Consider the following 25,106-nt stretch of genomic DNA (forward strand, 5'->3'; position numbering starts at 1 on the left):
GTGAGCGAGCCGTTCCCACACCATCAAGCCGAAGCTTGACCTTCAGCCAGGAAGAACCAGGTTTCCAGTACGGAATCGGGGTTCAACGAAACGCTTTCGATGCCCTGCTCCATCAGCCACTTGGCCAGATCAGGGTGGTCCGAAGGACCCTGACCGCAGATACCGATGTACTTGCCCGCCTTGTTGCACGCGGCAATGGCGTTCGCCAGCAGCTTCTTGACCGCAGGGTTACGCTCGTCGAACAGGTGAGCGATGATCCCGGAGTCACGGTCCAGGCCCAGCGTCAGCTGAGTCAGGTCGTTGGAGCCGATGGAGAAACCGTCGAAGAACTCAAGGAATTCTTCCGCCAGAATCGCGTTGGACGGCAGTTCGCACATCATGATCACGCGCAGACCGTTGTCGCCACGGGCCAGACCGTTTTCGGCCAGCAGGTCGACGACCTGGCTCGCTTCGCCCAGGGTACGGACGAACGGCACCATGATTTCAACGTTGGTCAGGCCCATCTCGTTGCGCACACGCTTGAGGGCGCGGCACTCGAGTTCGAAGCAGTCACGGAACGATTCGCTGATGTAACGCGAGGCGCCACGGAAGCCCAGCATCGGGTTTTCTTCTTCCGGCTCGTAAAGCTTGCCGCCGATCAGGTTCGCGTATTCGTTGGACTTGAAGTCCGACAGACGCACGATGACCTTTTTCGGGTAGAACGCAGCCGCCAGCGTGCTGATGCCTTCGACCAGTTTCTCGACGTAGAAGCCGACCGGATCGTTGTAGCCAGCGATGCGCTTGTCGACGCTGTCCTTGATTTCCTGCGGCAGGCCGTCGTAGTTCAACAGCGCTTTAGGGTGCACACCGATCATGCGGTTGATGATGAATTCCAGACGGGCCAGGCCCACACCGGCGTTCGGCAGTTGCGCGAAATCGAAGGCGCGGTCCGGGTTGCCGACGTTCATCATGATCTTGAACGGCAGGTCCGGCATGGCATCCACGGAGTTTTTCTTGATGTCGAAGCCCAGCTCACCTTCGAAGATGTAACCGGTGTCGCCTTCCGCGCAGGAAACGGTCACACCCTGGCCGTCTTTCAACAGTTGGGTGGCGTTGCCGCAACCGACCACGGCCGGAATGCCCAGTTCGCGGGCGATGATCGCCGCGTGGCAGGTACGACCGCCACGGTTGGTGACGATGGCGCTGGCGCGCTTCATGACCGGTTCCCAGTCCGGGTCAGTCATGTCGGAAACCAGCACGTCGCCTGGCTGGACTTTGTCCATCTCGGACACGTCCTTGATGATGCGGACCTTGCCGGCGCCGATGCGCTGGCCGATGGCACGACCTTCAACCAGCACGGTGCCGGTTTCTTTCAACAGGTAACGTTCCATGACGTTGGCCTGGGTGCGGCTCTTCACGGTTTCAGGACGGGCCTGAACGATGTAGAGCTTGCCGTCGTCGCCGTCTTTGGCCCATTCGATGTCCATCGGGCACTGGTAGTGCTTCTCGATGATCATCGCTTGTTTGGCCAGTTCGCTGACTTCGGCGTCGCTCAGGCAGAAACGTGCGCGATCGGCCTTGTCGACGTCGATGGTCTTGACCGACTTGCCGGCCGTGGCGACTTCGCCGTAGATCATCTTGATGGCTTTGCTGCCCAGGTTGCGACGCAGGATGGCCGGACGACCGGCGGCCAGCGTGCCTTTGTGGACGTAGAACTCATCCGGGTTCACCGCGCCTTGTACGACGGTTTCACCCAGGCCGTAGGCGCCGGTGATGAACACTACGTCACGGAAGCCCGATTCGGTATCGAGGGTGAACATCACGCCGGCAGTGCCGGTTTCGGAGCGGACCATGCGCTGCACGCCAGCCGACAGGGCGACCAGCTTGTGGTCGAAGCCCTGGTGCACGCGGTAGGAGATCGCACGGTCGTTGAACAGCGAAGCGAACACCTCTTTGGCGGCGCGAATGACGTTTTCGACACCACGGATGTTCAGGAAGGTTTCCTGCTGACCGGCGAAGGAAGCGTCCGGCAGGTCTTCGGCGGTAGCGGAAGAACGCACGGCCACGGCCATGTCAGGGTTACCGGCCGACAGCGTGGCGAACGCGGTGCGGATCTCGGTGTTGAGCTTCTCGGGGAACTCGGCTTCCATGATCCATTGACGGATCTGGGCGCCGGTCTTGGCCAGGGCGTTGACATCATCGACGTCCAGGGCGTCGAGGGCGGCGTGGATCTGATCGTTCAGGCCGCTCAGTTCCAGAAAATCACGATAAGCCTGAGCTGTCGTGGCGAAGCCACCGGGCACCGATACACCGGCACCTGCAAGGTTACTGATCATCTCGCCCAGGGATGCGTTCTTGCCCCCCACATGCTCAACATCGTGTTTGCCGAGCTTATCGAGGGAAACTACGTACTCTACCAAGGTGATCTCTCCACTAACTGTGTTGGAAAAGCTCAGAAGCCGGCGCTCGAAAGGAGCATTTGCCGGCTGTATGGCCTGGACCTGGAAAATAAGTGAGAATGCGGGCCACTCGAGGCCGGCAAACCGCGCCTATCATATCCAAGATTCGTCACTAGCTTAAGGCCCAAGGTGCAAATGAAACGATCTGCTTTCTTTATCTCCGATGGCACCGGCATTACCGCCGAAACCCTGGGTCAAAGCCTCCTGGCGCAGTTCGAAAACATTACCTTCAGCAAATTCACGCGGCCGTACATCGACAACGTGGATAAAGCGCGGGCCATGGTACAACAAATCAACAAGGCCGCCGAAACCGACGGCTTCCGGCCGATCATATTCGACACCATCGTCAACCAGGACATCCGTGAGATCCTCGCGACGTCCAATGGTTTCATGATCGACATTTTCTCGACTTTCCTGGCACCGCTTGAACAGGAACTGACCGAGCATTCTTCCTACACTGTCGGCAAGTCTCACTCTATCGGTGGCAACTCCAATTACATGGAACGCATCGAGGCGGTGAACTTCGCCCTCGACAACGACGACGGTGCGCGCACGCATTATTACGACAAGGCCGACCTGATCCTAGTGGGGGTGTCGCGTTGTGGTAAGACACCGACGTGCCTGTACATGGCGATGCAATTCGGCATCCGCGCGGCCAACTATCCGTTGACCGAAGACGACATGGAGCGCCTGACGCTGCCAAACGCCCTGCGCGCCCACCAGCACAAGTTGTTCGGACTGACCATCGACCCGGACCGCCTGACCGCGATCCGCAATGAACGCAAGCCCAACAGCCGCTATTCGAGCTACGCGCAGTGCGAGTTTGAAGTGCGCGAGGTGGAGAATCTGTTCCGCCGCGAGAATATTGCGCACATCAACTCCACGCATTTTTCGGTGGAAGAGATTTCGGCGAAGATTCTGGTGGAGAAAGGTGTGGAGCGGCGGTTCAAGTAGCTCTTTAGCGCCCTTCAGGCCGCCTTCGCGGGCAAGTCGGATCGCCGCACCGCTCGCTCCTACAGGATGTCCGCGAACCCTGTAGGAGCGAGGCTTGCCCGCGAAGAACGATTACACGGTCTCTGTTATTGCTCCGTTCAACGCTTCAAACCCTCGAATCAACAATCCATCATCCCCCGCCGAATTACACACACTCGCCCGAATGAACTGCGGCACCGCCCCATGCCCGACCGCAAACGCCTCGGCGGTGGCGACCAGGTAATTGTTTTCCTTGAGTTCCGCCGCAATCTGCGACGCTCGCCACGGCTCGGGCACTTCGATCCAGAAGTGCGGGCTGTCGGGATGGGTTTTGTACGCCACGCCCTCCAACACCCCACAGACCAACGCCTTGCGCCGACCGATCTCGATAATCTGCCGAGCCAGCAACTGCGCCGCACTACCGTTTTCGATCCAAAGGCTCGCCACCTCCAGCGCCAACGGACTGGCCATCCAGCACGTTCCGCGTACCGCCGCGCTCAAGCGCCCGATCAACGGTTGCGGCGCATGCAGATAACCGACGCGCAACCCCGCCGAAACCGCTTTGCTCAGGCTGCCGATCAACACCGAGCGCTCCGGGGCGAAATAACTCAAGGGTAACGGTCGCTGCCGAGCCAACACCGCGTGGGCTTCATCCTCAAAGATCAGCAGATTGTGCTGCCGACAGACCTCGGCAATCGCCTCTCGCCGTGAGACAGACATCACCGCCGCCGTAGGATTCTGGATCGTCGGCGTGCAGTACAGCGCCGACACACGATGGTTGCGGCAAACGTCTTCCAGCGCATCCGGCATCAACCCTTCGTCATCCATCGCGACGCCGATCAGTTTGATCCCAAGCATGCGTGCAACGCTGATCAACCCCGGGTAAGTCAGGTGTTCCGTGACCACGGTATCGCCCGCCTTGAGCAACCCCATCAAGGCACATAACAGACCGTGCTGGCCGCCGTTCACGCATACGACCTGCTCGGCATCCGGCACAAATTGCAGGTGCCGCAACCAGTGCGCGCCCGCCGCACGATGGCGTAACGATCCGGCATCGGCGGTGTAGCCGCTGATGCTCTGCAAGGCATCGGGATCGAGCGCCAACGCCTGCAAGCTCTGGCTTAAAAGCAGTGCTTCCTGCCCCGGAATCGGTTGATTACGGCTCATGTCGAAACATGCCTGCGGCTCTTCGCTGACATTGCGAAAGCCAGCATCGCGCTGACGTTCCATCCCGCGCTGACGCACGTAAGTGCCATCTCCTACGCGAGCGACCACCCTTCCTACGCGTTCGAGTTCGCCGTAAGCACGGCTGACGGTGCCAATGGTCACGCCGAGGCTGTCGGCCAACAGCCGATGCGGCGGCAGTTTGCAGCCGGGCTCGATCACGCCTTCAACGATCGCTTTTTCCACGGCGTCCGCCAGGCGCTTGTACTTCACGCCCAGTCCGTTGACGAGCCCGTCGCGCAGGATTGACACCATGGCAATACTTACTTTGACACTCATTTAAGTCCCGAATAGCGTGCTTTAAGCAGGTTCAATCAGGGATAGACCTTTTGCAGATGCAGGTCAATTCCGACAACAAAAAAGGAACTCGATCATGTCCATCGCTCTCAGCGCGAATTCAAGCACTGGAAAACCCTGGTTAGCCGCGCTGATCACCAGCGTCCTGTTTCTGATCGTGTGCCTGAGCTGGGGAACGACATGGCTCGGGATCAAGATTGCGGTTGAAACGGTGCCACCGCTGACGGCCGCCGGGCTGCGGTTCCTGATCGCCTTTCCGTTGTTCCTTGCTTTCGCCCACATCCGTCGTGAGCCGTTGATGTTCCCCAAGGAAAGCCGCTGGTTTTTCCTGTTCGTGACGCTGTCGTATTTCAGCCTGCCGTATTACTTGCTCAATTACGGCGAGATGCACGTTTCATCAGGCCTGACAGCCCTGCTGTTCAGTTGCATGCCGGTGTTCATCCTGCTGTTTTCCGCGCTGTTTCTGCGGGAAAAAATCTACCCGTCACAAGTGCTCGGCATTGCCATCGGCTTCGGCAGTCTGTTCATGATTATTCGCAGCCAGGGATTGCATCTGGACCACGCAGAACTCTTCGGCGTGCTGGCGATTCTCTGTGCGGCGGTGATGCATGCGTTGTGTTACGTGGTGACCAAGAAACACGGCTCGGCGATCAGCGTGATTACCTACAACACGCTGCCGATCGGCATTGCGGGCTTGATGCTGTTTGTCGCGGGGCTGAATGTCGAAGCGCCGGTGTTCGATGGGATCAGCCTGCGTTCCTGGGGCGCCCTGCTCTACCTGGGACTGGTGGCGTCGGTGGGCGGGTTTATCGTTTATTTTTTGCTGCTCAAGCGGCTGAGCCCGATCATTTTGTCGTTTGTGTTCATCATTTTTCCGGTGTTCGCGGTGGTGATCGGCGCTTGGTATGAGGGGCAAAGCCTTTCGCGAGAGTTGATGATCTATTCGGCGATTCTGTTGACCGGGTTTGCGATCACCAAATTGCCGCTGGAAAAATGGCTGACACGGACCTTGTAGGAGCCAGCGGTGCGGCGATCCGACTTGCCGGCGAAGGCGTCCTTGAGTGCGCCTTCGCCGGCAAGCCTGGCTCCTACAGGTCTGTGCATTCAATCAAATTACGAACAGGTCCATGAAGCGGTTCACCGGTGTGGCTTCAAGCGCTGCCTGATCCTTGCACAAGGCAAAAATCTCGGCACTGCGCTGGCCGGTGAAGCGTGTCGCCAGGTTGGCTTTGAACTTGTCTTCCAGCAACGGAATGCCGTCGGTGCGGCGCCGGCGATGGCCGATCGGGTACTCCACCACCACGTTCTCGGTGCTGGAGCCGTCCTTGAAAAACACCTGAATCGCATTGGTGATCGAGCGTTTGTCAGCCTCCAGGTATTCGCGAGTGAAGCGAGGGTCTTCGACGACGACCATTTTCTCGCGCAGCACATCGATGATCGGGTGCGCCGCGTGGAACTCGTCTTCATATTGCTCAGCCACCAGATTGCCGAACGCCAACGGCACCGCGGCCATGTATTGGAGGCAATGATCGCGGTCCGCCGCATTGGCCAGCGGGCCGACCTTGGAGATGATGCGGATCGCCGACTCATGGGTGGTGATGACGATTTTGTCGATTTCGTGCAGGCGATTCCTGACTTGCGGATGCAAGGTGACAGCGGCTTCGCAGGCGGTTTGTGCGTGGAATTCGGCCGGGAAGCTGATCTTGAACAACACGTTTTCCATCACGTAACTGCCGTACGGACGGGAGAAACTGAACACACGTTTGCCTTCAGGTTTGAGCGCCAGGTCGTTGTTGCTGTGACTGAACAATACGTCGTAGAAGCCCCACTGTTTGGCGGTCAATACGCCGGGGATGCCCATCTCGCCACGCATCGCGATATCGGCCAGACGCACGCCCCGGCTGGAGGCATCGCCCGCCGCCCAGGATTTGCGCGACCCGGCATTCGGTGCATGCCGATACGTGCGCAACGCCTGACCATCAGCGAAAGCATGGGACAACGCCGACAGCAACTGCTCGCGATTGGCGCCCATGAGTTTGGCGGTGACGGCGGTCGAGGCAACTTTCACCAGGATGACGTGATCGAGGCCTACACGGTTGAAGGAGTTTTCCAGCGCAATCACGCCTTGAATCTCGTGGGCCATGATCATCGCTTCGAGTACGCCGCGAACGGTCAGCGGCGCATCGCCATTGGCCAGGCGCTTCTGCGACAGGTGATCGGCCACCGCAAGAATGCCCCCGAGGTTATCGGAGGGATGCCCCCATTCGGCGGCGAGCCAGGTGTCGTTGTAGTCGAGCCAGCGCACGATGCAGCCGATGTCCCAGGCTGCCTTGACCGGGTCGAGACGGTAGCGGGTGCCCGGCACGCGAGCGCCGAACGGGACGACGGTGCCTTCGACAATCGGGCCAAGGTGCTTGGTGCATTCGGGGAAGCGCAGGGCCAGGAGGCCGCAGCCCAAAGTGTCCATCAGGCAATTGCGGGCAGTGTCGAGGGCTTCTCTGGATTCGATTTTGAAGTTGAGGACGTAGTCGGCAATGTCCTGCAGGACCGTGTCGTAGTCGGGGCGGTTGTTCAGGTCGACGTTGGTGCTCATGTTCGATTCACTCGTAAAGTGGTTCGTTGATGGGACCTCGGTTCAGGTAAATCACATTCTTATAATTGAAATGCGGTCCCCTGTAGGAGCCGGCTTGCTGGCGATTCAGACGACTCGGTATGTCAGGCAGACCGCGTTGACGGGATCGCCAGCAAGCCGGCTCCTACAGGGTTCGGTGTCGGGTTAGAAGGCGTCGCCAGGTATGCGCACGAAGCCTTCCATCAGCACCCGCGCACTGCGGCTCATGATGGCTTTGTTGACGGTCCACTCGCCGTTCACCTGGCTGGCTTCAGCGCCTACGCGCAACGTGCCGGACGGATGACCGAAGCGCACGGCGTTACGTTCGATACCGCCCGCAGCGAGGTTTACCAGCGTGCCGGAAATGGCGGCAGCAGTGCCGATAGCCACCGCAGCAGTCCCCATCATCGCGTGGTGCAACTTGCCCATCGACAACGCACGCACCAGCAAGTCGACGTCACCCGCAGCAATCGCTTTACCGCTGGAGGCAACGTAATCCGCCGGTTTGGCCACGAAGGCAACCTTGGGCGTGTGCTGACGCTTGGCCGCTTCATCCAGATTCGAAATCAGCCCCATGCGCAACGCGCCATACGCACGAATGGTTTCGAACATCGCCAGCGCTTTCGGATCACCGTTGATGGCGCCCTGCAACTCGGTGCCGGTGTAACCGATGTCTTCGGCATTGACGAAGATGGTCGGAATACCCGCATTGATCATGGTCGCCTTAAAGGTCCCGACGCCGGGCACTTCGAGGTCATCCACCAGGTTGCCGGTCGGAAACATCGAACCACCGCCGCCCTCTTCTTCTGCCGCCGGGTCCATGAATTCGACTTGTACTTCGGCCGCCGGAAAGGTCACGCCGTCGAGTTCGAAATCACCGGTTTCCTGCACTTCACCGTTGGTGATCGGCACGTGGGCGATGATGGTCTTGCCGATATTGGCCTGCCACACGCGCACCACCGCCACACCGTTGTGCGGAATGCGGCTGGCATCGACCAGACCGTTGCTGATGGCGAACGAACCGACCGCTGCGGACAGGTTGCCGCAGTTGCCGCTCCAGTCGACGAAAGGTTTGTCGATGGAGACTTGGCCGAACAGGTAATCGACATCGTGATCGGCCTTGATGCTTTTCGACAGGATCACGGTTTTGCTGGTGCTGGAGGTCGCGCCGCCCATGCCGTCGATTTGCTTGTCGTACGGGTCGGGGCTGCCGATCACCCGCAACAACAAGGCATCGCGCGCCGGGCCTGGAACCTGCGCCGCTTCGGGCAAGTCTTTCAGGCTGAAAAACACGCCTTTGCTGGTGCCGCCACGCATGTAGGTGGCGGGGATTTTGATTTGAGGTGCGTGAGCCATTGGTGCTCCTTCAAAGCGGACACGGAATCTGAAACTCCGTGCCCGCACAGCATGTTTTAGACGGCGACGGCCGATTCTTCGAGGAAGTCCTGGGCGAAGCGTTGCAGCACGCCACCGGCCTCGTAGATCGACACCTCTTCGGCGGTGTCGAGACGGCAGGTGACCGGCACCTCGACGCGCTCGCCGTTCTTGCGATGGATCACCAGCGTCAGCTCGGCGCGCGGCGTACGCTCACCGATCACGTCGTAGGTTTCGCTGCCGTCGATGGCCAGGGTGTGACGGTTGGTGCCCGGCTTGAACTCCAGCGGCAACACGCCCATGCCCACCAGGTTGGTGCGGTGGATGCGCTCGAAACCTTCGGCGGCAATCGCTTCCACACCGGCCAGACGCACGCCTTTGGCCGCCCAGTCGCGGGACGATCCCTGACCGTAGTCGGCGCCGGCAATGATGATCAGCGGCTGCTTGCGTTCCATGTAGGTTTCGATGGCTTCCCACATGCGCATGACCTTGCCTTCCGGCTCGACGCGGGCCAGCGAGCCCTGCTTGACCTTGCCGTTTTCCTGGACCATTTCGTTGAACAGTTTCGGGTTGGCGAAGGTGGCGCGTTGCGCGGTCAGGTGGTCACCGCGGTGCGTGGCGTAGGAGTTGAAGTCCTCTTCCGGCAGGCCCATTTTCGCCAGGTATTCGCCGGCGGCGCTGTCGAGCATGATCGCGTTCGACGGCGACAGGTGATCGGTGGTGATGTTGTCCGGCAGCACCGCCAGCGGGCGCATACCCTTGAGCGGACGCGCACCGGCCAGCGCACCTTCCCAGTACGGCGGACGGCGGATGTAGGTGCTCATCTCGCGCCAGTCGTACAGCGGCGCGACTTTCGGGCCGGTGTCTTCGTGGATGGCGAACATCGGAATGTAGACCTGACGGAACTGCTCCGGCTTCACCGAGGCTTTCACCACCGCATCGATTTCTTCATCGCTCGGCCAGATGTCTTTCAGGCGGATTTCCTTGCCGTTCGCATCCAGGCCCAGCACATCTTTTTCGATGTCGAAACGGATGGTGCCGGCGATGGCGTACGCGACCACCAACGGCGGCGAAGCGAGGAACGCTTGCTTGGCGTACGGGTGAATCCGGCCATCGAAGTTGCGGTTGCCGGAGAGTACGGCCGTGGCGTACAGGTCGCGGTCGATGATCTCTTGCTGGATCACCGGATCGAGCGCGCCGGACATGCCGTTGCAAGTGGTGCAAGCGAAAGCCACGACGCCGAAACCGAGCTGTTCCAGTTCGTCAGTCAGGCCCGCTTCATCGAGGTACAAGGCTACGGTTTTCGAGCCCGGTGCCAGGGACGATTTGACCCACGGTTTGCGGGTCAACCCGAGCTTGTTGGCGTTGCGCGCCAGCAGGCCGGCAGCGATCACGTTGCGCGGGTTGCTGGTGTTGGTGCAGCTGGTGATGGCGGCGATGATCACCGCGCCGTCCGGCATCTGGCCGGGCACATCGTCCCACTGGCCGGAGATGCCTTGCGCGGCCAGATCGGAGGTGGCGACGCGGGCGTGCGGGTTGCTCGGGCCGGCCATGTTGCGCACCACCGAGGACAGGTTGAAGGTCAAGCCGCGCTCATATTGCGCGCCCTTCAGGCTGTCGGCCCACAGGCCCGTGGTCTTGGCGTAGTTCTCGACCAACTGCACCTGCTCGTCTTCGCGGCCGGTGAGTTTCAGGTAGTCGATGGTCTGCTGGTCGATGTAGAACATCGCCGCCGTGGCGCCGTATTCAGGGGCCATGTTGGAGATGGTTGCACGGTCGCCGAGGGTCAGCGCGGAAGCGCCTTCGCCGAAGAATTCCAGCCATGCGCCGACGACTTTTTGCTTGCGCAGGAACTCGGTCAGCGCCAGCACCATGTCGGTGGCGGTGATGCCTGGTTGCAGCTTGCCGGTCAGTTCGACGCCGACGCTTTCCGGCAGGCGCATCCACGATGCGCGGCCGAGCATGACGCTTTCCGCTTCGAGGCCACCGACGCCGATGGCGATCACGCCCAGCGCATCGACGTGCGGGGTGTGGCTGTCGGTGCCGACGCAGGTGTCAGGGAACGCCACGCCGTCACGCACCTGAATCACCGGCGACATTTTCTCCAGGTTGATCTGGTGCATGATCCCGTTGCCCGGCGGGATCACATCAACGTTCTTGAAGGCTTTTTTGGTCCAGTTGATGAAGTGGAAACGGTCTTCGTTGCGACGGTCTTCGATGGCGCGGTTTTTCTCGAACGCCTGTGGATCGAAGCCACCGCGCTCGACGGCCAGCGAGTGATCGACGATCAGTTGCGTCGGCACCACCGGGTTCACTTGCGCCGGGTCGCCACCTTGCAAAGCGATGGCGTCACGCAGGCCGGCGAGGTCGACCAATGCGGTCTGGCCAAGGATGTCGTGGCACACCACACGGGCCGGGAACCATGGGAAATCGAGGTCGCGTTTGCGCTCGATGAATTGCTTCAGGGATTCGGTGAGCGTGGCCGGGTCGCAGCGACGCACCAGGTTTTCCGCCAGCACGCGGGAGGTGTACGGCAGAGTGTCGTAGGCGCCGGGCTGGATGGCTTCGACTGCCGCACGGACGTCGAAATAATCCAGATGGCTGCCGGGCAGCGGTTTACGGAATTCAGTGTTCATCGTCAGGACTCGGTCACGGTAATAACAAAAGGCGGGGCGGCACCAGAATTTGATTGGAAAACCGCCCCCCTGTAGGAGCGAAGCTTGCTCGCGAAAGCGGTGTACCAGTCGACATTGATTTGGAATGTCAGACCGCCTTCGCGAGCAAGCTTCGCTCCTACAAGGTTCACGGCTCGGTGCCCGCCCCCACCATTCAGCGTTGTTCGATTGGCACGAACTTGCGCTGTTCGACGCCGGTGTATTCGGCGCTCGGGCGGATGATGCGGTTGTTGGCACGCTGTTCGAACACATGAGCCGCCCAGCCGGTCAGGCGCGAGCAGACGAAAATCGGTGTGAACAACTTGGTCGGGATGCCCATGAAGTGGTACGTCGACGCATGGTAGAAGTCGGCATTGGGGAACAGTTTTTTCTGCTCCCACATGGTCTTGTCGATGGCTTCGGAAACCGGGAACAAGACGGTGTCACCCACCTCTTCAGCGAGCTTCTTCGACCAACCCTTGATCACCTCGTTGCGCGGATCGTTGTCCTTATAGATCGCGTGGCCGAAGCCCATGATCTTGTCCTTGCGCTCAAGCATGCCGAGGGTGCCTTTGATCGCCTCTTCCGGCGATTTGAAGCGCTCGATCATTTCCATCGCCGCTTCGTTGGCGCCGCCGTGCAGCGGACCGCGCAGGGAGCCGATGGCGGCGGTGATGCAGGAGAACAGGTCGGACAAAGTCGATGCACACACCCGTGCGGTGAAGGTCGAGGCGTTGAATTCGTGTTCCGCGTAGAGGATCAGCGAAACGTTCATCACTTTGACGTGCAGCTCGCTCGGTTTCTTGTCGTGCAGCAGGTGCAGGAAGTGGCCGCCGATGGAGGGCTCGTCGCTCACGCAACTGATGCGTTTGCCGTCGTGGCTGAAGCGATACCAGTAGCACATGATCGCCGGGAACGCGGCCAGCAGGCGGTCGGTTTTGTCATGCTGCTCGGAGAAATCCTTCTCCGGCTCGATGTTGCCCAGGAACGAGCAACCGGTGCGCATCACGTCCATCGGGTGGGCGTCGGCGGGGATGCGTTCCAGCACTTCTTTCAGCGCTTGCGGCAGGTCGCGCAGCTTGCCGAGTTTGCTCACGTAAGCGGCGAGTTGCGCCTGGGTCGGCAGTTCGCCGTACAGCAGCAGGTAGGCCACTTCTTCGAATTGGGCGTCAGCCGCCAGTTCGCGAACGTCGTAGCCGCGATAGGTCAGGCCTGCGCCCGACTGGCCCACGGTGGACAGTGCGGTTTGCCCGGCAACCTGGCCACGGAGCCCGGCGCCACTGAGTACTTTTGCTTCGGCCATTGCTGTCTCCAGTTTTTGAATTTGTTAGGGAAACTTGTGGGAGCGAAGCTTGCTCGCGAAAGCGGTGTCTCAGACGACATTGATTTTGAATGTCAGTCCGTCTTCGCGAGCAAGCTTCGCTCCTACAGGGCTTTCATTACTTTTTAGCAGCGAACAACGCATCGAGCTTCTGCTCGAACGTGTGGTAGTCGATGCGATCGTAAAGCTCCATGCGCGTCTGCATGGTGTCGATCACGTTCTGTTGCGTCCCGTCGCGGCGGATCGCGGTGTAGACGTTTTCCGCGGCCTTGTTCATGGCGCGGAACGCGGACAATGGGTATAGCACCAGCGACACATCGGCACCGGCCAACTGCTCGGTGGTGTACAGCGGCGTCGCGCCGAACTCGGTGATGTTGGCCAGGATCGGCGCTTTCACACGGCTGGCGAACAGCTTGTACATATCCAGCTCGGTGATGGCTTCCGGGAAGATCATGTCGGCGCCGGCCTCGATGCACGCTGCGGCGCGATCCAGTGCGGATTCCAGGCCTTCAACGGCCAGGGCGTCGGTGCGGGCCATGATCACGAAGCTGTCATCGGTGCGCGCATCAACCGCCGCCTTGATGCGGTCGACCATTTCCTGCTGCGAAACGATTTCTTTGTTAGGACGGTGACCGCAGCGCTTGGCGCCGACCTGGTCTTCGATGTGAATCGCTGCCGCGCCGAACTTGATCATCGACTTCACGGTACGGGCGACGTTGAACGCCGAGGAACCGAAACCGGTGTCCACGTCCACCAGCAATGGCAGGTCGCAGACGTCGGTGATGCGGCGTACGTCGGTCAGCACGTCGTCCAGGCCGGTGATGCCCAGGTCCGGCACGCCGAGGGAGCCGGCAGCAACGCCGCCGCCCGACAGGTAAATAGCCTTGAAACCGGCGCGCTTGGCCAGCAACGCGTGGTTGGCGTTGATCGCGCCGACCACTTGCAGCGGATGTTCGCTGGCGACCGCATCGCGGAAACGCTGGCCTGGAGTGCTCTTGTTGGAACTCATGACTCACCTCGTTCAGTGGCTGTCGGGTTAGCGCCGTCCTGGTAGTGACGGGCGATATTGCGTTTGGAGGCGCCGATGTGACGGCGCATCAACAACTCGGCCAGTTCACCGTCACGGTCGGCGATGGCATCGAGAATCCGGTGGTGCTCGGCAAAGGCCTGGCGCGGGCGATTGGGCGTGGTGGAAAACTGGATGCGGTACATGCGCACCAGTTGATAAAGCTCGCCGCAGAGCATCTGCGTCAGGGTGCGGTTGCCGCTGCCCTGGATGATTCGGTAGTGGAAGTCGAAATCGCCTTCCTGCTGGTAGTAGCCGACACCGGCCTGAAACGCGGCGTCGCGCTCGTGGGTTTCGAGGACCCGGCGCAGTTCGTCGATTTCTTCGACCGTCATGCGTTCGGCGGCCAGGCGACAGGCCATGCCTTCGAGGGATTCGCGGATTTCGTAGAGTTCCAGCAGCTCGGCATGGCTCAGGGAAACCACTCGTGCGCCGACGTGCGGCACGCGAACCAGCAAGCGCTGGCCTTCCAGGCGGTGGATCGCTTCGCGCAACGGGCCGCGACTGATGCCGTAGGTGCGCGCCAGTTCCGGTTCGGAGATTTTGCTGCCCGGGGCGATCTCGCCTTTGACGATGGCCGCCTGAATGCGCCGGAAGACGTTCTCGGAAAGTGTTTCCGAATCGTCTTGGGCTATGACTGGGGGATCGAGTTGATCCAGCATATTGTCGACACCTTGTAAGCTGACGCGGCAAAAACTAGCGAATAGCAGGGTAATAGTCAAAGGATAAATAGGTATTGTCGACAATCGTCTAATAACCTATCTGCTTTTTGTAGGAGCGAAGCTTGCTCGCGAAGGCTTTGTGTCAGGCGGTTGGTTTTTTTGAGGGTGTACATATCCGTTGTTGTGGTAACGGCAGCTATTGGTTCCGCTCTTACAGCGGGTTACTTGGAAAAGCGCCAAGTAACCAAGCGCTCTTGCCCCTTTCGTTCGGTGCCTCGCTAATGCTCGTCATACCCTCGCTCCGGTCCTGCTCCGTGGGCCCGCCGCCATCGGCCATCCATGGCCGGGGGCGGCTAACCCGGCATCCATGCCGGGTTGCCCACTACGCAGAACCTCCACTCGGCCTCTCGAGGGGGCGTGCACCGCAAGATCAAAAACAAAGGCGAGCTAACGCTCGGCCTGATGAGTGGTGAAAATCAAAAGCGCACGCAGATCCCTGTAGGAGCCGGCTTGCCGGCGAAAAACGCCCAGACACCGCGTTGATCCAGACAGCCCGCGTCATCGTTTACGTCCATCGCCGGCAAGCCAGCTCCTACAATTTCGACCGTGTGAACCCAATCCCATGTAGGAGCCGGCTTGCTGGCGATAGCGGTGGGTCAGTTAGCGTATGTATTGGCTGGGCAGACGCCATCGTCGGAACGCCGCCCGCAGCAAGCCGGCTCTTACAGGGGATCGGTGTACATATCCGGAATGAGGGAACGCGTACACCAAAGAGCCAGGTCGGCTTTCAGGCCGCCTCGGCGGCTGTGGCGGTAGTCGCCCCCTCGAGAGGCCGAGCGCAGGTTCTGCGTAGTGGGCAACCCGGCATGGATGCCGGGTTAGCCGCCCCCGGCCAGGGATGGCCGATGGCGGCGGGCCCACGGAGCAGGACCGGAGCGAGGGCATGCCGAGCCACAGCGAGGCACCGAACGAAAGGGGCAAGAGCCCTTGGTTACTTGGGGCTTTTCCAAGTGACTCGCCGTAAGGGCGAAACCAATCCCCACCATCACCCAAATAACGGATAAACCCCCATTACCCAAACACCAAACCCAAGAGCCCAGCGCTGGCGCCATAAAACCACCGTGCTAGAATGCCGCCCGCATTTGTTTGTGACATCTGCACGAACTGTCACAAATAGTTGATAGGCATACGAGGGAGCTTGCGCAGCGATGCCAGGGCCTTGAATCGAAACACGGACCGCTGCGCACCAGGATTTATGAGACTCAAGCCCTTCCCCACCTTCCTTTATCTGCTTTGCCTGCCCGGTGTCGCCGCGGCGGGGGAAAAAACCGTGTACGGCCTCAACGAGTACGCCTCGCTGGACGGCATCAATCTGGAAGTCGCAGCCAAACTCGACACCGGGGCGAAAACCGCCTCCCTGAGCGCCCGCGACATCAAACGCTTCAAACGCAATGGCGAGTCCTGGGTGCGCTTCTATCTGGCGATCGACGCAGCTCACTCGCACCCGATCGAACGACCACTGGCCCGCGTCAGCAAGATCAAGCGCCGTGCCGGCGACTACGACCCGGAAGAAGGCAAGAAGTACACCGCCCGTCCGGTGATCGAGCTGGATATCTGCATGGGCTCGGCGTTACGCAGTATCGAAGTGAACCTTACCGACCGCAGCGCTTTCCAATACCCGCTCCTGATCGGCTCCGAAGCGCTCAAGCGCTTTGATGCGCTGGTCGACCCCAGTCTTAAATACGCTGCTGGCAAACCCGCCTGCGCCACCGACGCTCATACCGCAGAGTAATTCCAATGCGCTCTCTTACCCTCCATCTGAAAATGCTGATCGCCATCCTGGTGGTGCTGGGCATTTCAGTTACGGCCTATCAGATCTTCGTGCTCGGCATTCCCGTGACCGAAGATGCCACCGACGACTTGTGGAACATCGACGCCAAGGTCGAGTTCGTCGCCAGTGCCAAAGACCCGGTCAAGATCCAGATGTTCGTGCCACCGCTGAGCCGTGATTTCGTCAGCCTCAACGAAAGTTTCATCTCCAATAATTATGGCGTGGCCGTGAACCGTATCGACGGTAACCGCAAGGTGACCTGGTCGGCACGCCGGGCCAAAGGCAACCAGACCCTTTATTACCGCCTGGTGCTGACCAAGCGCTACACCGGGGAAAAATCCAAGGTCAAAGGCCCGACCTTCCGCGACAGCATCGCCGTCGAAGGCGCGGAAAAAGTTGCCGCTGAAGCCTTGCTCGCGCCGATCCGACAGCACTCGGCCGACGTCGAAACCTTCATCGGCGAAGCGATCAAGCGGGTCAACAACGTCAACGACGACAACGTGAAACTGTTGCTGGGCGGCGATCCGTCCAGCGGGCACAAGGCCAAAATCGTTGAACTGGTCCTGTCCATCGCCCACGTGCCGGTGGAAAAGGTCCACACCATCCGCCTCGTGGCCGACCAGCCGCAAACCCCGGAACTCTGGCTGCGCAGCTTCAACGGCACCGACTGGCTGTACTTCAACCCGGAAACCGGCGAGCAAGGCCTGCCGACCGACCGCCTGTTGTGGTGGACCGGTGACGAAAACCTGATCACCGTCGATGGCGGCAAGAAGGCCACCGTCACCTTCAGCATGAACAACAGCGAAATGAACGCCATTCGCCTGGCCAAGCTGACCGACGAAAACACCGACGCCAATTTCCTCGAATACTCGCTGTACGGCCTGCCGCTGCAAACCCAGCAGACTTTCATGATCATGGTGATGATCCCGATCGGCGTGCTGGTGATCCTGATCCTGCGCAACCTGATCGGCCTGCAGACCCTCGGTACCTTTACCCCGGTGCTGATCGCCCTCGCCTTCCGCGAAACCCAGCTCGGGTTCGGCATCGTCCTGTTCACCATCATCACCGCGCTAGGGCTGTCGCTGCGCTCCTACCTTGAACACCTGAAGCTGCAAATGCTGCCGAGGCTGTCGGTGGTGCTGACGTTTGTGGTGGTGCTGATCGCGGCGATCAGCCTGTTCAGCCACAAGCTGGGCCTGGAACGCGGGTTGTCCGTGGCGCTGTTCCCGATGGTGATTCTGACCATGACCATCGAACGCCTGTCGATCACCTGGGAAGAACGCGGCTCCGGGCATGCGATGAAAGTGGCTATCGGCACGTTGTTCGCTGCGTCCCTGGCGCACCTGATCATGAGCGTGCCTGAGCTGGTTTACTTCGTGTTCACCTTCCCGGCAATCCTGCTGATCCTGGTGGGCTTCATGCTGGCGATGGGCCGTTATCGCGGCTACCGCCTGACCGAACTGGTGCGTTTCAAGGCTTTCCTGAAGAAGGCTGACGCCTGATGTTTGGCTTCTGGAAGACCTGGAAAGCCCTGGAAGCCCGGGGCATCATGGGGATCAATCGGCGCAACGCGGACTACGTGCTCAAGTACAACAAGCGCAGCCTGTACCCGATTGTCGATGACAAGATCATCACCAAGGAGCGCGCCATCGCCGCCGGCATTCATGTGCCGGAACTGTATGGCGTGATTTCCACCGAGAAGGAAATCGACAACCTCGACGAAATCATCGGCGGGCGCAGCGATTTCGTGATCAAACCGGCCCAGGGCGCCGGTGGCGACGGCATCATTGTCATTGCCGACCGCTTCGAGGGGCGTTATCGCACGGTGTCCGGCAAGATCATCAGCCATGAGGAAATCGAGCACCATGTCTCCAGCATCCTCACCGGCCTGTATTCGCTGGGCGGCCATCGTGACCGTGCACTGATCGAATACCGCGTGATCCCCGACCAGATCTTCAAAAGCATCAGCTACGAAGGCGTGCCGGACATTCGCATCATCGTGTTGATGGGCTATCCGGTCATGGCGATGTTGCGCTTGCCGACGCGCCAGTCCGGCGGCAAGGCCAACCTTCACCAGGGCGCCATCGGCGTCGGCGTCGACCTCGCCACCGGCCTGACCCTGCGCGGCACCTGGCTGAACAACATCATCGCCAAGCACCCGGATACCACCAACGCGGTGGACGGTGTGCAACTGCCCTACTGGGACGGCTTCATGAAACTCGCGGCCGGCTGTTACGAGCTGTGCGGACTGGGTTACATCGGGGTCGACATGGTGCTGGACCAGGAGAAAGGCCCGCTGATTCTTGAGCTGAATGCCCGGCCGGGGTTGAACATCCAGATCGCCAACGATTGCGGCCTGACGTTGCGCACCCATGCTGTCGAGGCGCGGCTGGAAGAGTTGAAAGCACGCGGGATTACCGAGACCGTCGAGGAACGCATGGCGTTTGTGCAGGAGATGTTTGGGCATATTCCTGCGGTTGAGGGTTGATCCGGGACCGAGTCGCGCCCTTTCGCGGGCAAGTCGGATCGCCGCACCGCTCGCTCCTACAGGTTTTGCGCTACCCCTGTAGGAGCGAGGCTTGCCCGCGAAGACTTACTCACAGTCACCAAATCATTCAACCCCGCCCCCCCAATCTGCCAATCCCCGACATCCCCTCTAGGAGCAATTCCCCGAGGGGACTACAATCGCCACCCCCGCCTCGATGGCTGATCTGCCCCGCCCATGCTGACCTGTTCCGTACATCCGCTGCCCTATCGCGCCAACCCCGCCGAGTACTTCGCGGCGATCCGTCATGCCCCCGGCGCCGTGCTGCTCGACAGTGGCCGGCCAACGGCTGATCGCGGGCGTTATGACCTCCTCAGTGCCTGGCCACTGGAACAACTGGCGGTAATGCCTGACGAAAGCGGTGGCGATTTCCTGCAACGCCTTCGCGACAATCTGACACGACTCGGTGAGGCGGCGCTGGCACCTGACCTGCCCTTCGCCGGTGGCCTGATCGGCTACCTGAGCTACGATTTCGGCCGCCACCTGGAAAACCTGCCGAGCCAGGCACAGGACGATCTGCAATTGCCGGATGCGCGTTTCGGGCTCTACGACTGGGCTCTGATCAGCGATCACCAACGGATGACCAGTCAGCTGGTGTTCCACCCGTCGCTGATCGACAGCGAACGTCAACGCCTGATCACGCTGTTCAGTCATCCCGTGGCTGAAACGATCGAATCATTCAAGCTCAAGGCACCGATGAGCGCCGACCTGAGCGCTGATGACTATCGCCAGGCGATAGAACGTATTCAGCAATACATTCAGGCGGGCGACTGCTACCAGGTCAACTTTGCCCAACGCTTTCGCGCCGAGTGCCAAGGTGATCCGTGGGCCGCGTACTGCGCGTTGCGCGCGGCGTGCCCGACGCCATTCTCCGGCTTCCAGTGCCTGCCCGACGGTGGCGCAGTGCTGAGCCTGTCGCCGGAGCGCTTCGTCAAAGTCAGCGACCGCCACGTGGAGACCCGCCCGATCAAGGGTACTCGCCCTCGTGGCCAGAACGCAGCCGAAGATGCGGCGAACGCCGCCGAACTCCTGGCCAGCCCCAAGGATCGCGCGGAAAACCTGATGATCGTCGACCTGCTGCGCAACGATCTCGGCCGTACGTGCCGCATTGGCTCGGTGCGGGTGCCGGAGTTGTTCAGTCTCGAAAGCTATCCGAATGTGCATCATCTGGTGAGCAGCGTGACCGGCGAACTGGCAGATGACCGGGATGCGCTGGACCTGATCGCTGGCAGCTTCCCCGGCGGTTCGATTACCGGGGCGCCGAAGATTCGCGCGATGCAGATCATTGATGAACTGGAGCCGACCCGGCGCGGTTTGTACTGCGGTTCGTTGCTGTATCTGGATGTGCGCGGCGAGATGGACAGTTCAATCGCGATCCGCAGCTTGCTGGTCAAGGATGGGCAGGTGTGTTGCTGGGGCGGTGGCGGGATCGTTGCGGATTCGCAGTGGCAGGCCGAGTATCAGGAGTCGATCACCAAGGTGAAGGTGTTGCTCGATACCCTGCAAAACCTTTGAAAGCTTCGCGGGCAAGCCTCGCTCCTACAGGTGATCACCGCCCTCTGTAGGAGCGAGGCTTGCCCGCGAAGGCGTCCTCGAAAACGCCTACAGGCTCAACGCCCGATTCGAAGCCTTGATGAACTCCTGCTTCAAGTCCTCAAACGTATGCACCGCCGGGAATTGCGGGAACTCGCGAATCACGTTATCCGGCGCATGGAACAGAATCCCCGCATCCGCCTCGCCCAGCATCGTGGTGTCGTTGTAGGAATCCCCCGCCGCAATCACCCGATAATAAAGACTCTTGAACGCCAGAACCGACTGACGTTTCGGATCTTTCTGACGCAACTGGTAGCTCGTCACCCGCCCGGCATCGTCGGTAATCAGGCGATGGCAGAGCAAGGTCGGGAAACCCAATTGGCGCATCAGCGGTTGGGAGAACTCGTAGAACGTGTCCGACAGAATCACCACCTGAAAGCGCTCACGCAGCCAGTTGACGAACTCGGTGGCGCCGTCCAGCGGCTTCAACGTGGCGATCACTTCCTGGATGTCGGTGAGTTTCAGGCCATGCTCATCGAGAATCCGCAGGCGCTGCTTCATCAGCACGTCGTAGTCGGGAATATCCCGAGTGGTGGCCCTGAGGGATTCGATTCCGGTTTTTTCGGCGAAGGCGATCCAGATTTCCGGGACCAGCACACCTTCAAGATCCAGACAGGCAATTTCCACAAGACACTCCCATTTGTATTGATTATTGAGTCGAGCGAGCAAAAGGACTGCCGAACTCTAGCGACTCGCACTGACCTGCGCAACGCAGAGGGCGCGCCAGTGGTGGCAGGATTTTGTTACCATCAAGGCCATATAGAGCGCCCAGCGCCACCGACCTGTAGGAAGCCGCCCTGATGAGCCCATCGTTCGATGTCGTGGAACTCGCCACGACCTATGCCAACAAATCCGCCCAGGACATCCTGAAACTCGCGTTTGCCGAGTTCGGCGATGACCTGTGGATATCTTTCAGCGGCGCCGAAGACGTGGTGCTGGTAGACATGGCCTGGAAGCTGAACAAGAACGTCAAAGTGTTCAGCCTCGACACCGGCCGCCTGCACCCCGAGACCTACCGCTTCATCGATCAAGTGCGCGAGCACTACAAGATCGACATCGAGCTGGTGTCGCCGGACTACACGAAACTCGAACCGTTCGTGAAGGAAAAAGGCCTGTTCAGTTTCTACAAGGACGGCCATGGCGAGTGCTGCGGCATCCGCAAGATCGAGCCGCTGCGCCGTAAACTCTCGGGCGTGACCGCCTGGGCCACCGGCCAGCGTCGGGACCAGAGCCCCGGCACCCGCAGCGCCGTCGCGGTGCTGGAAATCGACACCGCCTTCTCTACCCCGGAACGCACCCTGTACAAATTCAATCCGCTGGCGCAAATGACCAGCGAAGAGATCTGGGGCTACATCCGCATGCTCGAGCTGCCGTACAACAGCCTGCATGAGCGCGGCTTCATCAGCATCGGCTGCGAACCGTGCACCCGCCCGGTGCTGCCGAACCAGCACGAGCGTGAAGGTCGCTGGTGGTGGGAAGAGGCGACGCAGAAAGAATGCGGGTTGCATGCGGGGAATATCATCAGCAAGTCAAAAGCCTGATCCCATACAGCAAGCCCCCCCTGTAGGAGCCGGCTTGCTGGCGATAGCGGTGTGTCAGTCACAGCTGCATTGACTGAAAGATCGCAATCGCCAGCAAGCCGGCTCCTACAGGTTTCGTGACTGACCTGAATGAATGTGTACACACGAATGTCACCATAGGTGCCATTTATGTGTGCACTTTTCGTTTCTACGCCCTGAAAAGTTACATTCATCCCGCCCGACACTCCCTCGTTCACACCTTTGCGAATCCCACCGAAAAATAAATACCTGTTCAATCGGTCAATTTATATCGTCTTTATTTCAGTCACTTGCCAATTACAGATAACAAAACGAAATTACTGGTGAATTTTATAGATCGCTGACTGGCATGGATCTGGCTTAAGTGCATACATGTTTTGTATACAATCACTTCAAAACATACACACACTTTAGATCCGCAAGCCTGAAGCGCCCTATCCCGTACAGGCTGCAGATGCCCCGTAACCAATGATGCTTGTTGTCCGCGACGAAGATTTGTCGAGCCCACGCTCATGCACAGTCATCGCGACGCCAAGCTCGGAGCCTGCCGGAATGCGTACTAGCCTCTCCAATAACAACATCGCGCTGGATCTGCCCTCCTCTTCCCCCGTTCAAACGTTTCAAGACCCCGTGGTGCTCAGCCCGCGCCTGCACAACAAAGACCTGGCGCCGACCAAGGCCGAAGGCCGGCGCTGGGGCCGTTACAGCATTTTTGCCCTATGGACCAACGACGTTCACAACATCGCCAACTACTCCTTCGCCATCGGACTGTATGCGTTAGGTCTGGGCGGCTGGCAGATTCTGTTGTCGCTCGGGATCGGCGCGGCGCTGGTGTATTGCTTCATGAACCTCTCCGGCTACATGGGCCAGAAAACCGGTGTGCCGTTTCCGGTCATCAGCCGGATCAGTTTCGGTATCCATGGGGCGCAAATTCCTGCATTGATCCGCGCCGTTATCGCCATCGCCTGGTTCGGCATTCAGACGTACCTCGCCTCGGTGGTGTTTCGCGTGCTGCTGACGGCGGTGCATCCGGGATTCGCCGACTACGACCACAACTCGATCCTCGGTCTGTCGAGCCTGGGCTGGGTGTGTTTCGTCGCGATCTGGCTGGTACAACTGGCGATCCTTGCCTACGGGATGGAGATGGTGCGGCGCTATGAAGCGTTCGCCGGTCCGGTGATTCTGCTGACCGTCGCCGCCCTGGCCGCGTGGATGTACACCCAGGCCAACGCGACCATCGCCTGGTCGATCCGTGAGCCGCTCACTGGCGGCGAGATGTGGCGCAATATTTTTGCCGGTGGCGCGTTGTGGCTGGCGATCTACGGCACACTGATCCTCAACTTCTGCGACTTCGCCCGCTCTTCGCCGTGCCGCAAGACGATCAAGGTCGGAAATTTCTGGGGCCTGCCAGTGAACATTCTGGTGTTCGCCGGCATCACCGTCCTGCTCTGCGGTGCGCAATTTCAGATCAATGGCCGGATCATCGAAAGCCCGACGGAAATCATCGCGTCGATCCCCAATACTTTCTTTCTGGTCCTCGGTTGCCTGGCCTTCCTGATCGTCACCGTGGCGGTGAACATCATGGCCAACTTCGTCGCCCCGGCCTTCGTGCTGAGCAACCTGGCACCGAAATACCTGACCTTTCGCCGTGCCGGGCTGATCAGCGCGACCATCGCCGTGCTGATCCTGCCGTGGAACCTCTACAACAGCCCGTTGGTGATCGTGTATTTCCTGTCCGGCCTCGGCGCCCTGCTCGGCCCGTTGTACGGGGTGATCATGGTCGACTACTGGCTTGTACGAAAAGGTCAGATCAACGTGCCGCAGTTGTACAGCGAAGACCCCGACGGCGCTTATTACTACAGCCGAGGCGTCAATTTACGTGCGGTGGCGGCGTTCATTCCTGCAGCGCTGATCGCCATCGTCCTGGCGCTGGTGCCGGGTTTCCATCTCGTATCGCCGTTTTCCTGGCTGATCGGTGCCGGGATCGCCGGGATGCTCTACCTGATCATCGCCAAGCGGCAGCCGCACTACGCGGATGTCAGCGGCGAAGCCATCGCGGTCGATAACGTCAGCCATTAACCCCATGACGGCCCGGCACCGTCGGGCCGCAGAACCACCCCGCTATAAGGACTTTCCATGCGAATTCTCGTGGTCAACGTCAACACCACCGAATCCATTACCCAGGCCATCGCCCGTTCGGCTCAAGCCGTGGCCGCGCCTGGCACCGAAATCATCGGCCTGACACCGCACTTCGGCGCCGACTCCATCGAAGGCAATTTCGAAAGCTACCTGGCTGCCATCGCCGTGATGGATCGAGTGATGTCCTACGATCAACCCTTCGATGCGGTGATTCAGGCCGGTTACGGCGAGCACGGTCGCGAAGGGTTGCAGGAACTGCTCAACGTACCGGTGGTGGACATCACCGACGCTGCCGCCAGCACGGCGATGTTCCTCGGTCATGCCTATTCGGTGGTCACCACGCTGGACCGTACCGTGCCGTTGATCGAGGATCGGCTGAAACTCTCAGGGCTGTGGGACCGTTGCGCATCCGTGCGGGCCAGTGGTCTGGCGGTGCTGGAGCTGGAGTCCGACCCGCAACGGGCGCTTGAGGCGATTGTTCGTCAGGCGGAATTGGCAGTACTGGAAGACAAGGCCGAGGTGATTTGCCTCGGTTGCGGCGGGATGGCCGGGCTGGACGAGCAGATTCGTCAGCGCACCGGGGTGCCAGTGGTGGATGGCGTGACGGCGGCGGTGACGATTGCCGAGTCGCTGGTGCGATTGGGGTTGTCGACGTCGAAGGTAAGGACGTATGCGACGCCTCGGCCGAAACACATTATTGGCTGGCCTGGGCGGTTTGGGCGGTAGACCGCGTTATCGTTCATCGCGGGCAAGCCTCGCTCCTACAGAATACGTGTGATCCCTGTAGGAGCGAGGCTTGCCCGCGAAAGGGCCGACTCGG

19 protein-coding genes are annotated in these 25,106 nt (G+C 60.2%); 10 read left to right on the top strand and 9 right to left on the bottom strand.

From position 1 onward, the window contains the following. Positions 1-23 precede the first annotated feature (23 nt). Positions 24-2,399 (bottom strand): phosphoenolpyruvate synthase, encoded by a 2,376-nt coding sequence (gene ppsA / locus ACM6IO_RS04720; protein WP_008027416.1) that lies wholly within the window; start codon positions 2,397-2,399, stop codon positions 24-26. A gap of 174 nt (positions 2,400-2,573) precedes the next feature. Between ppsA and ACM6IO_RS04725 the strand changes: the two genes are divergently transcribed. Next, complete coding sequence (locus ACM6IO_RS04725; RefSeq protein WP_008027418.1) at positions 2,574-3,392, top strand: pyruvate, water dikinase regulatory protein; 819 nt, start codon at positions 2,574-2,576, stop codon at positions 3,390-3,392. A 111-nt stretch (positions 3,393-3,503) separates the two neighbouring features. Here ACM6IO_RS04725 and ACM6IO_RS04730 read toward each other — a convergent pair whose 3' ends face one another. Beyond that, the gene (locus ACM6IO_RS04730; RefSeq protein WP_414911041.1) at positions 3,504-4,913 is read right to left on the bottom strand and encodes a PLP-dependent aminotransferase family protein; all 1,410 of its coding nucleotides are present in this window, start codon (positions 4,911-4,913) and stop codon (positions 3,504-3,506) included. A gap of 94 nt (positions 4,914-5,007) precedes the next feature. Between ACM6IO_RS04730 and ACM6IO_RS04735 the strand changes: the two genes are divergently transcribed. Further along, positions 5,008-5,946 (top strand): DMT family transporter, encoded by a 939-nt coding sequence (locus tag ACM6IO_RS04735; protein WP_414911042.1) that lies wholly within the window; start codon positions 5,008-5,010, stop codon positions 5,944-5,946. Between the two features lie 93 nt (positions 5,947-6,039). Here the strand turns inward: ACM6IO_RS04735 and prpD are convergent, their stop codons facing one another. The 6 genes from prpD to ACM6IO_RS04765 all read right to left on the bottom strand — a co-directional run bounded on the left by prpD (position 6,040) and on the right by ACM6IO_RS04765 (position 14,616). Then, a complete protein-coding gene (gene prpD / locus ACM6IO_RS04740) occupies positions 6,040-7,524 on the bottom strand; it encodes a 2-methylcitrate dehydratase (protein WP_414911043.1) in 1,485 nt (494 codons plus the stop codon). A gap of 183 nt (positions 7,525-7,707) precedes the next feature. Beyond that, entirely contained in the window at positions 7,708-8,898 is a 1,191-nt protein-coding gene (gene prpF, locus ACM6IO_RS04745) for a 2-methylaconitate cis-trans isomerase PrpF (RefSeq protein WP_414911044.1), read from the bottom strand. 56 nt (positions 8,899-8,954) lie between these two features. Next, positions 8,955-11,552: a Fe/S-dependent 2-methylisocitrate dehydratase AcnD gene (acnD, locus tag ACM6IO_RS04750; RefSeq protein ID WP_192226214.1), complete on the bottom strand. Its 2,598-nt coding sequence runs from the start codon at positions 11,550-11,552 to the stop codon at positions 8,955-8,957. 193 nt (positions 11,553-11,745) lie between these two features. Further along, positions 11,746-12,873, bottom strand: coding sequence for a 2-methylcitrate synthase (gene prpC, locus ACM6IO_RS04755; protein WP_008027431.1), 1,128 nt, complete (start codon positions 12,871-12,873; stop codon positions 11,746-11,748). 136 nt (positions 12,874-13,009) lie between these two features. Further along, positions 13,010-13,900, bottom strand: coding sequence for a methylisocitrate lyase (gene prpB, locus ACM6IO_RS04760; RefSeq protein WP_414911045.1), 891 nt, complete (start codon positions 13,898-13,900; stop codon positions 13,010-13,012). Beyond that, positions 13,897-14,616, bottom strand: a complete 720-nt coding sequence (locus ACM6IO_RS04765) for a GntR family transcriptional regulator (protein WP_177318157.1) — start codon at positions 14,614-14,616, stop codon at positions 13,897-13,899. The genes prpB and ACM6IO_RS04765 overlap by 4 nt, the downstream gene beginning before the upstream one ends. A gap of 420 nt (positions 14,617-15,036) precedes the next feature. Here ACM6IO_RS04765 and ACM6IO_RS04770 point away from each other — a divergent pair, with 420 nt between their 5' ends. The 5 genes from ACM6IO_RS04770 to pabB all read left to right on the top strand — a co-directional run bounded on the left by ACM6IO_RS04770 (position 15,037) and on the right by pabB (position 20,510). Next, positions 15,037-15,162, top strand: coding sequence for a hypothetical protein (locus tag ACM6IO_RS04770; RefSeq protein WP_414911046.1), 126 nt, complete (start codon positions 15,037-15,039; stop codon positions 15,160-15,162). A gap of 712 nt (positions 15,163-15,874) precedes the next feature. Continuing rightward, complete coding sequence (locus tag ACM6IO_RS04775; RefSeq protein ID WP_008042313.1) at positions 15,875-16,411, top strand: ATP-dependent zinc protease; 537 nt, start codon at positions 15,875-15,877, stop codon at positions 16,409-16,411. Positions 16,412-16,416: 5 nt separating this feature from the next. Continuing rightward, entirely contained in the window at positions 16,417-17,952 is a 1,536-nt protein-coding gene (locus ACM6IO_RS04780; RefSeq protein ID WP_008042311.1) for an inactive transglutaminase family protein, read from the top strand. Continuing rightward, positions 17,952-18,938: an alpha-L-glutamate ligase-like protein gene (locus ACM6IO_RS04785; protein WP_008027343.1), complete on the top strand. Its 987-nt coding sequence runs from the start codon at positions 17,952-17,954 to the stop codon at positions 18,936-18,938. Before ACM6IO_RS04780 ends, ACM6IO_RS04785 begins: the two co-directional genes overlap by 1 nt. 234 nt (positions 18,939-19,172) lie before the next feature. Then, positions 19,173-20,510, top strand: a complete 1,338-nt coding sequence (gene pabB / locus ACM6IO_RS04790; RefSeq protein WP_414911047.1) for an aminodeoxychorismate synthase component I — start codon at positions 19,173-19,175, stop codon at positions 20,508-20,510. Positions 20,511-20,597: 87 nt separating this feature from the next. Here pabB and thrH read toward each other — a convergent pair whose 3' ends face one another. Beyond that, the gene (gene thrH, locus ACM6IO_RS04795; RefSeq protein WP_280163376.1) at positions 20,598-21,215 is read right to left on the bottom strand and encodes a bifunctional phosphoserine phosphatase/homoserine phosphotransferase ThrH; all 618 of its coding nucleotides are present in this window, start codon (positions 21,213-21,215) and stop codon (positions 20,598-20,600) included. Between the two features lie 173 nt (positions 21,216-21,388). Between thrH and ACM6IO_RS04800 the strand changes: the two genes are divergently transcribed. From ACM6IO_RS04800 to ACM6IO_RS04810, 3 genes are all read left to right on the top strand, one after another. Continuing rightward, positions 21,389-22,129 (top strand): phosphoadenylyl-sulfate reductase, encoded by a 741-nt coding sequence (locus tag ACM6IO_RS04800; RefSeq protein ID WP_008042297.1) that lies wholly within the window; start codon positions 21,389-21,391, stop codon positions 22,127-22,129. A gap of 570 nt (positions 22,130-22,699) precedes the next feature. Next, on the top strand, positions 22,700-24,226 hold the full coding sequence (locus tag ACM6IO_RS04805) for an NCS1 family nucleobase:cation symporter-1 (RefSeq protein ID WP_008042296.1): 1,527 nt from the start codon (positions 22,700-22,702) through the stop codon (positions 24,224-24,226). A gap of 57 nt (positions 24,227-24,283) precedes the next feature. Continuing rightward, positions 24,284-25,012 carry an aspartate/glutamate racemase family protein gene (locus ACM6IO_RS04810; protein ID WP_008027338.1) on the top strand — a complete coding sequence of 243 codons (729 nt, stop codon included), beginning with the start codon at positions 24,284-24,286 and terminating at the stop codon, positions 25,010-25,012. The last annotated feature ends 94 nt before the right edge of the window (positions 25,013-25,106 follow it).

It is taken from the genome of Pseudomonas sp. IT-P44 (genome assembly GCF_949768225.1).
Lineage (GTDB): Bacteria > Pseudomonadota > Gammaproteobacteria > Pseudomonadales > Pseudomonadaceae > Aquipseudomonas > Aquipseudomonas migulae.